Source organism: Streptomyces sp. HSW2009 (assembly GCF_040240285.1).
In the GTDB taxonomy this organism is placed as follows: Bacteria; Actinomycetota; Actinomycetes; order Streptomycetales; family Streptomycetaceae; genus Streptomyces.
Window position 1 is genome coordinate 1 of record NZ_JBEHZD010000483.1, and the last position, 6,160, is coordinate 6,160.

Consider the following 6,160-nt stretch of genomic DNA (forward strand, 5'->3'; position numbering starts at 1 on the left):
CCCGGCCCGGCCCTGGGGGGCGCCCCGGGCGGGGGGGGGGGTGTTGGGCGGCCGGGGGGGGGCGGCGCGCGGCGCGACCTGTCCGGCGGCCGCGGCCCCGCCGCGCGCGCGGGCGGGCTCCCGGTAGTGGACCGCTTCGCCGCGCGGGAAGCGGTCCTTGGTGGTGGGGCTGTTGCCGCCGGTGAACACGAGTGTGGGGAAGAGCCCGGCGCGGTAGTGGTCGGCCGCGGTCGTCGCCACCCCGAGGTCGTGGCTGCCCAGGCCGATCGCCACCGAGCAGGGGCGGGCCGGGCGGTTCAGGAGCAGGTAGTCCCACATCTGCTGGGCGGCGTGCAGGTCCTGGTCGTGGATGGTGACGGTCACGGGTGTTCCACCTTCGCCTCTGATTCGCGGGTGAGCAGGCCGTCGAGCAGGTTGCGCGGCCGGGCGGCGGCGCCGAGCAACGCCCGGTGCAGGGGCTCCAGGCGTTCGGGGGCGAAGCCGCACGCACTCCACTCGTCGTAGGACAGGGCAAAGCCGAGTTGCTGCCACAGCTTCCCGTTGGCGGCCTCGTGGCTGCCCGCCGGCTCCAGCAGGACCAGCGGGGTGGCCGTCCACAGGCTGTCGAGCAGGGTGCCACCGCCTGGCTTGCTGACGATGGCCCGCGCCGACCTGGCCAGCTCGTACGACAGGTGCCGCCCCTGCGCCCCGGGGTCCGCGGAGGTGGTGGGGCTCCCGGGCGCCGTGGGAGCTGCGGACGTCGCGGGGGTTACGGCGTTCGCGGGCGTGGCGGTACGCGTGGGGGTGGGGGTATTCGTCGAGGTGGCAGCGTCCATGAAACTGACGGTGCTCGTCGGGCTGGTGGTGTTCGTGGGGACGGGCAGCAGCGGTGGCAGGCCGTCGTCGTGCCAGGGGTGCCAGTCGGGGTCGAGGGTGAAGCAGCGGGCCCCGTCGATCGCCGCGGACGCCTGCGGCACGATCAGGTCGAGCGGCAGGCCGGCCCCGGCGAGCTGCCGCGCCCGGGCCCGGTAGCTGCCGATGGCCCAGCCGCCGCCGTGCACCAGCAGCCGATCCCCGCGCGCGGCCCACGGCAGCGGCGGGCGCGGGTCGACGGGGATGGTCCAGGGCAGGGTGCCGTCCGCGCGGGCCAGCCACACGTGCTCGGCCCCGGGTGCGTAGCGGCCCGCGCGACGGTAGGAGGGTGAGATCACGGCGTCGACGTGGCAGGCGACCGTACGCGTCGGCCGACGGGTGAGGTAGCCGTCGAGCAGCCGCAGCCAGAAGCCGGAGAACACCACGAAGGTGTCCACCTCCTGCTCCGCCCAGTGCGCTTCGAGCGCCGCCACGGCCTCGGGCGTGAGGTCGTCGACCGGGTCGGTCGCCAGGCCCTGGGCGGCCACCGCAAACCGCAGGTTGCGCTGGAAGCGCCGGCGGGAGTCGACCACGGCCGCCAGCCGGTCGGCCGGCAGCCAGCGTTCCAGTACGTCGACCGCGACGTCGGCGCCGCGTTCGCGCAGCCGCTGGGCGAGGCGCACGCCCGGCACGTGCGCGCCGAGCGCCACCCCAGAGGTGAGGACGGCGATCATCCGGCCGGCACCTCCACGCGGGTCGTGCCGATCCCGGCGGTGGCCGCGCAGTGCTCGGTACGGGCCCGCAGCGCCGGGAACTCCTCCGGCGTGCAGAGGGCGGCGCAGACGAGCCGGCCCCGCGGGGTGCACAGGCTGCCGCCCGACAGGGGCAGCACGCCGGGCCGTGCACCGCCGTCGTACAGCAGTCCCGCCGCGCGCAGTGCGAACAGCAGGTTGGTCACGTCGGCTCCCTCGGCCACGAAGACGTCCTGTTGCCACAGATGGGCGCGGAGGCCGTGGGACCGGAAGCGTGCGTCGAGCTCCAGCGTCAACAGCCCCATCGACATCCGGGCGTTGACCTCAAGGACGGGCAGCCAGCCGCCGTCGGCGAGCAGCATGGAGTCGATGCCGGCGGGGCCCGTGTAGCCCGCCGCCGCGAGCGCGCTGGCCACCTGTTCCAGGACGGCCGGGTAGCCGCGCCGGTCGAGTTCGGCCGGCAGCTCGGGTGGCACCGGGTGGGAGACCGCGTGCCGGTAGCCGCCGTTGGTCATGCCCTGGAGGCCGCGCAGGAACCAGGTGCCGTCCGGGCGCACCTGGAGGTGGGCGGAGAAGTCCACGGCCCGCTCGTAGCGGGGTTGCACCACCAGTTCGGTGTGCAGGCCCGCGTCCTCCTGGGTCTTGATGCGGCGTACGAGCCGGCGCAGCGCTCCGGGTCCGGTGACCTCGACGGTGCCGCGGCCGGCCACGCCGTAGGGGTCCTTCACCAGGACGGTGCCAGCCAACTGCTCGACGGCTGCGGCGAGTTCGGCTGCCGAGCGGACCACCGTGCCCGCTCCGGGCAGTCCGAGCGCCGCCGCCAACTCCGATGACCACGCCTTGCCGTTGACCTCCTGGACGACGGCGGGCGGCGGCAGTTCGGATTCGCTGTCCGGGACTCGTGCCAGCAGCGGGGTGGTCGCCGGGATGACCGCGTACGGCTGGAGGTGCGCGGCCCCGGCCAGGGCGCGACACAGCGCGGGGTCGTCGGCGATCGCCGCTTCCAGCGGTGAATCGGCCTCGCCCGGCGCGGCGGGCCCGGTCGCGAGGGACCGGAAGGTGATGCCCGCCGCGCCGAGCGCTTCGCGTTGGGCCGGGGCCAGGGCACCGCGGGTGATCAGCAGGTCATCGGGTTGGCAGGCCACGGCGAGCGCCTCGTCGAGGCCGGCGACCACTGCCTGGGCCTCGGCACCCACCAGGCTGGGCAGTCGGGTGCGGGCGGGCGGGCACCAGAACCGCTCGGCGTCGAAGGTGCCGAAGCGGGCGGTGCCCAGGCGCTGCGCCGGGCCGGTTCCGACCGTCACGGGGCGGGTTCCCGGCGTGCGACGACCTCCGCACTGAACGTACGGACCGACTTGAGGTGTTGCAGGCTCAGGTTCTCGAAATCCAGCTCGATGTCGAATTCGTCCTCGATCTGGAGCAGGAATTCGATGGCCTCCAGCGAATCCAGGCCGAGCATGGCCACCATGTCGACGTCGGGCGATATCTGGGCGGGCTCAAGCCGGCGACTGAGCACGTTGGCCAACACCTTCATCACCCGCGCCTCGGTGTCGGTCATCTCCTGCACCTTTCACACCCCGTTCATGTAGAGGAGAATGCACTTCGAGCAGACCGGCATCATTCCCGTTTCGGCCAGGATCGTACGGACGCGGCGGAACTTTTCGCTTTGCCACAGTTGCAGCGTCGGCGTCTCGTACAGATTCCCGACGACGAACTCGGGAAAGAACTTGCAGGAACTCACGTTTCCGTCCGCATGGACCTCCATGCGGTTGGTGACGGCCAGGCAGCGGGTGCGTCGCTGAGCCGGCTCCGAGGTGCCGAGGATGAACGACTCGACCTCGTCCTCCGCCAGTTCCGGCTGGTAGCGGATGCGCGGCGACCAGGTGCGGGAGGCGAGCCGTGCCATGGAGTCCCGGAGTACCGGAAGCAACTCCTCGGGCAGCCGGTAGGTGTAGGAGTGCCAGGTGGGGCGGGCCGTCCCGGTGTCGGGCTCAAGCCAGGTGAAGTGCTCGCGGTAGACCTCGTCCATCGCCTCGGCGACCTGCGGGCTGATGAACCAGGGGAACTGGAAGTAGACGGTGTTGACGCCGACCTCCTCCGCCCACTCCATGAACTCGTACATGCGGTGCACGGTGACGTGCGAGACCATGCAGCCGACCGATACCTGACCGCGGTATTCGCCTTTCCGTTGGAGGTCGAGCATGGCCTCCATGTTCTTCATCGTCCGCTTGAACGTGCCGCGACCGCGCAGTTCGTCGTGGTCGGAGTCGAGTCCGTCCAGGCTGACGAGGAGATTGAGGTGTTCACCGATACGCAGCAGGTCGTCCATGTGGCGCTGGAAGAGCAGGCCGTTGGTGCACATGGTCACGGTGCGCGGATGGCGTTCGATCAGACGTGACACCTCGTCGAAGCGGCTGTGCATCAGGGGTTCGCCACCCCAGATGTACAGCCGCCCGGGCACTCCAGAGGTTTCCTGGAGGATGTTTTCGATCAGCTTGGGGTCGAGCTCCTGCCGCTGCTTGTCGATTCCCCAGTCCCGGAAGAAGCCCTGCTCGTTCCATTGGTAGCAGTGTGTGCAGCGCAAGTTGCACTTATAGGTGAGCTGGAGGCTGACTTCACGCGGTATATCCGCCGCATAGGCCCCGTCGGCGCGTAACCCGGCCCGGGACTGGGAGCGAATTGCGACCGTATGCTTGATCTCTGCGAATTCTTTTGCGGTGAGCTTACGACTCGTCCTGGGAGACATCTCACTCCTCGGTTCGACTGGCAAGGCAAAGCGAATTCGTGGAGCAATCTGTCGCATCGTGGCGTGCGTGCGCCACCACTGTCAACCGATACTCGGCTCGCCGGGCACAAAGGTCAACAGGCCTGTATCCATGGACTGTTCACAGGTGCAGACCCGGGTTCGGGGCCTTGACACCCATAGGTGGTCTAGGCCACTATTCCAGGGTCTCACCCTGCCCGTCCCGCAAGGTCGAACCGCTGGATCTTGATTGCCGCCCGGAGGTCGGCAGTGGAACCAAGTGCGTGGCGCAGGTATGCCACTACGGCAATTCCACCCCGCTTCGTTCCGAACGACGACCGGCGCAATATAGACAGCGCGAAACGGATCGCCGTGCCGGGCCTTTGAGTGGTGTTGCTCCGCGGTGTGAGAACTCGCCCGCGCGACGGGCCGCCCCACCGTCGCCCCCCCGGGCGCCGGGCGCACGGAGCCGTGCCGCGCGAAGATCACGGCATTTCCTCGACGGCGACCAGTCCTCCCGCTCCCGCCGCCACCCCACCCCACCGGTTATGGAACTGTCGTGGTGATCGCGCGGCGTACGAGGGGGCTGGAGTAGACGACGCTGGTCGTGACCGAGCCGAGCCCGGCGATGCGGCCCGTCGTCGTTTCGAGGTGGCGCATGGACCGGGCGACGACCTTGAGGACGAAGCAGTCCTCGCCCGTGACGTGGTGGGCCTCCACGATCTCGGGCATGGCCGCCACCAGGTCGTGGAACGGCTTGTAGTTGCTGGTGGGGTACCGGAGTCGGACGAAGGCCAGGATGTCGAGGCCCAGCCGTTGCGGGTCCACCACCGCCGAGTACCCGCGGATCACACCGCTCTCCTCCAGACGTCGCACCCGCTCGGTGACGGCGCTGGCCGACATGGAAACGGTCCGGGCCAGCTCGGCGTAGCTGGCCCGCCCGTGGTGCTGGAGGGCTTCCAGGATGCGCACATCGATCTCGTCCAGGGAATCATCGGCCATGGACAAGGATTACCACGCGATCCGTGGTGATGCCCGACAGCCACCGGGGATCATCCGTTCCCGACCGCGGCTACGCTCCGTAGTGTCTTCCGCATGAGCAACTTTTCTGCAAGCCCCGCCCTGCGCATGCCCCCGGCGCCGCCCGCGGAGGCCGCCGCCTTCTTCGCCGCCCGCCTCACCTTCCAGGCCGACGTCTCCGACGTCCGTGCCTCGCTCGACTCGGCCGACCCCGGTTTCGTCCTGGTCGACTCGCGTGGGGACGCCGGCTGGCAACAGGGCCACGTGCCGGGCGCGATCCACCTGCCCACCGCCGACATCCCGACCCGAGCAGCGGACCTGCTCGACCCCGAAGTGCCGGTCATCACCTACTGCTGGGGGCCGGGCTGCGACGGAGCCACCCGCGCGGCGCTGGCGCTCAGTCAACTCGGCTACCGTGTCAAGGAGATGATCGGTGGCATCGAGTACTGGATTCGGGAGGGGTTTACGGTCGCCACACCGACCGGCACGGAGCGGCGCGAGCCCGACCCGTTGACCGCCCCGGTCGGCTCCCCCGTCTGTGCATGCTGACGGCCCACCCCCGGGCCACCCCACCCGCCCAGCCGGGGGGTGCCTCGGAAGCCGGGGGTGACTCGGGCCCTGGGGTGGCTCGGGGCCCTGGGGTGGCTCGGGCCCTAGGGTGACTCGGGGCCCTTGGGTGACTCGGGTGCAGGGCGGGGGCCACTCACCGGCACGGGACCACCGGCCCCGAGGGGGCCGGTGACCTGGTACGGAGCCAGTGACCTGGTGGGGAGCGAATGACTTGGCACGAGGCCGGTGGCTTGGTGCGAGGCCG

General features: G+C 70.7%; 6 protein-coding genes and 1 pseudogene. 1 reads left to right on the forward strand and 6 read right to left on the reverse strand.

Going from position 1 to position 6,160, the window contains the following annotated elements; genetic code table 11:
- The 6 genes and pseudogenes from AAHZ94_RS26855 to AAHZ94_RS26880 all read right to left on the reverse strand — a co-directional run.
- Nucleotides 1–318: pseudogene (locus tag AAHZ94_RS26855) on the reverse strand (hypothetical protein); the annotation flags it as partial.
- Between the two features lie 41 nt (nucleotides 319–359).
- Nucleotides 360–1,565 (reverse strand): hypothetical protein, encoded by a 1,206-nt coding sequence (locus AAHZ94_RS26860; protein WP_349995951.1) that lies wholly within the window; start codon nucleotides 1,563–1,565, stop codon nucleotides 360–362.
- Nucleotides 1,562–2,887, reverse strand: a complete 1,326-nt coding sequence (locus tag AAHZ94_RS26865) for an ATP-grasp domain-containing protein (protein ID WP_349995952.1) — start codon at nucleotides 2,885–2,887, stop codon at nucleotides 1,562–1,564. The genes AAHZ94_RS26860 and AAHZ94_RS26865 overlap by 4 nt, the downstream gene beginning before the upstream one ends.
- A complete protein-coding gene (locus AAHZ94_RS26870) occupies nucleotides 2,884–3,141 on the reverse strand; it encodes an acyl carrier protein (protein WP_349995954.1) in 258 nt (85 codons plus the stop codon). The genes AAHZ94_RS26865 and AAHZ94_RS26870 overlap by 4 nt, the downstream gene beginning before the upstream one ends.
- Nucleotides 3,142–3,153: 12 nt before the next feature.
- Nucleotides 3,154–4,329, reverse strand: coding sequence for a radical SAM protein (locus AAHZ94_RS26875; protein WP_502964793.1), 1,176 nt, complete (start codon nucleotides 4,327–4,329; stop codon nucleotides 3,154–3,156).
- A 543-nt stretch (nucleotides 4,330–4,872) separates the two neighbouring features.
- A complete protein-coding gene (locus AAHZ94_RS26880) occupies nucleotides 4,873–5,328 on the reverse strand; it encodes an Lrp/AsnC family transcriptional regulator (protein WP_349995956.1) in 456 nt (151 codons plus the stop codon).
- 93 nt (nucleotides 5,329–5,421) lie between these two features.
- Between AAHZ94_RS26880 and AAHZ94_RS26885 the strand changes: the two genes are divergently transcribed.
- Nucleotides 5,422–5,895 carry a rhodanese-like domain-containing protein gene (locus AAHZ94_RS26885; protein ID WP_349995957.1) on the forward strand — a complete coding sequence of 158 codons (474 nt, stop codon included), beginning with the start codon at nucleotides 5,422–5,424 and terminating at the stop codon, nucleotides 5,893–5,895.
- Nucleotides 5,896–6,160 lie beyond the last annotated feature (265 nt).

Excerpts from the sequence above, each read along its gene's own strand:
- AAHZ94_RS26860 (WP_349995951.1), bottom strand. The coding sequence starts at position 1,565 with ATGATCGCCGTCCTCACCTCTGGGGTGGCGCTCGGCGCGCACGTGCCG.
- AAHZ94_RS26870 (WP_349995954.1), bottom strand. The coding sequence starts at position 3,141 with ATGACCGACACCGAGGCGCGGGTGATGAAGGTGTTGGCCAACGTGCTC.
- AAHZ94_RS26875 (WP_502964793.1), bottom strand. The coding sequence starts at position 4,329 with ATGTCTCCCAGGACGAGTCGTAAGCTCACCGCAAAAGAATTCGCAGAG.
- AAHZ94_RS26880 (WP_349995956.1), bottom strand. The coding sequence starts at position 5,328 with ATGGCCGATGATTCCCTGGACGAGATCGATGTGCGCATCCTGGAAGCC.
- AAHZ94_RS26885 (WP_349995957.1), top strand. The coding sequence starts at position 5,422 with ATGAGCAACTTTTCTGCAAGCCCCGCCCTGCGCATGCCCCCGGCGCCG.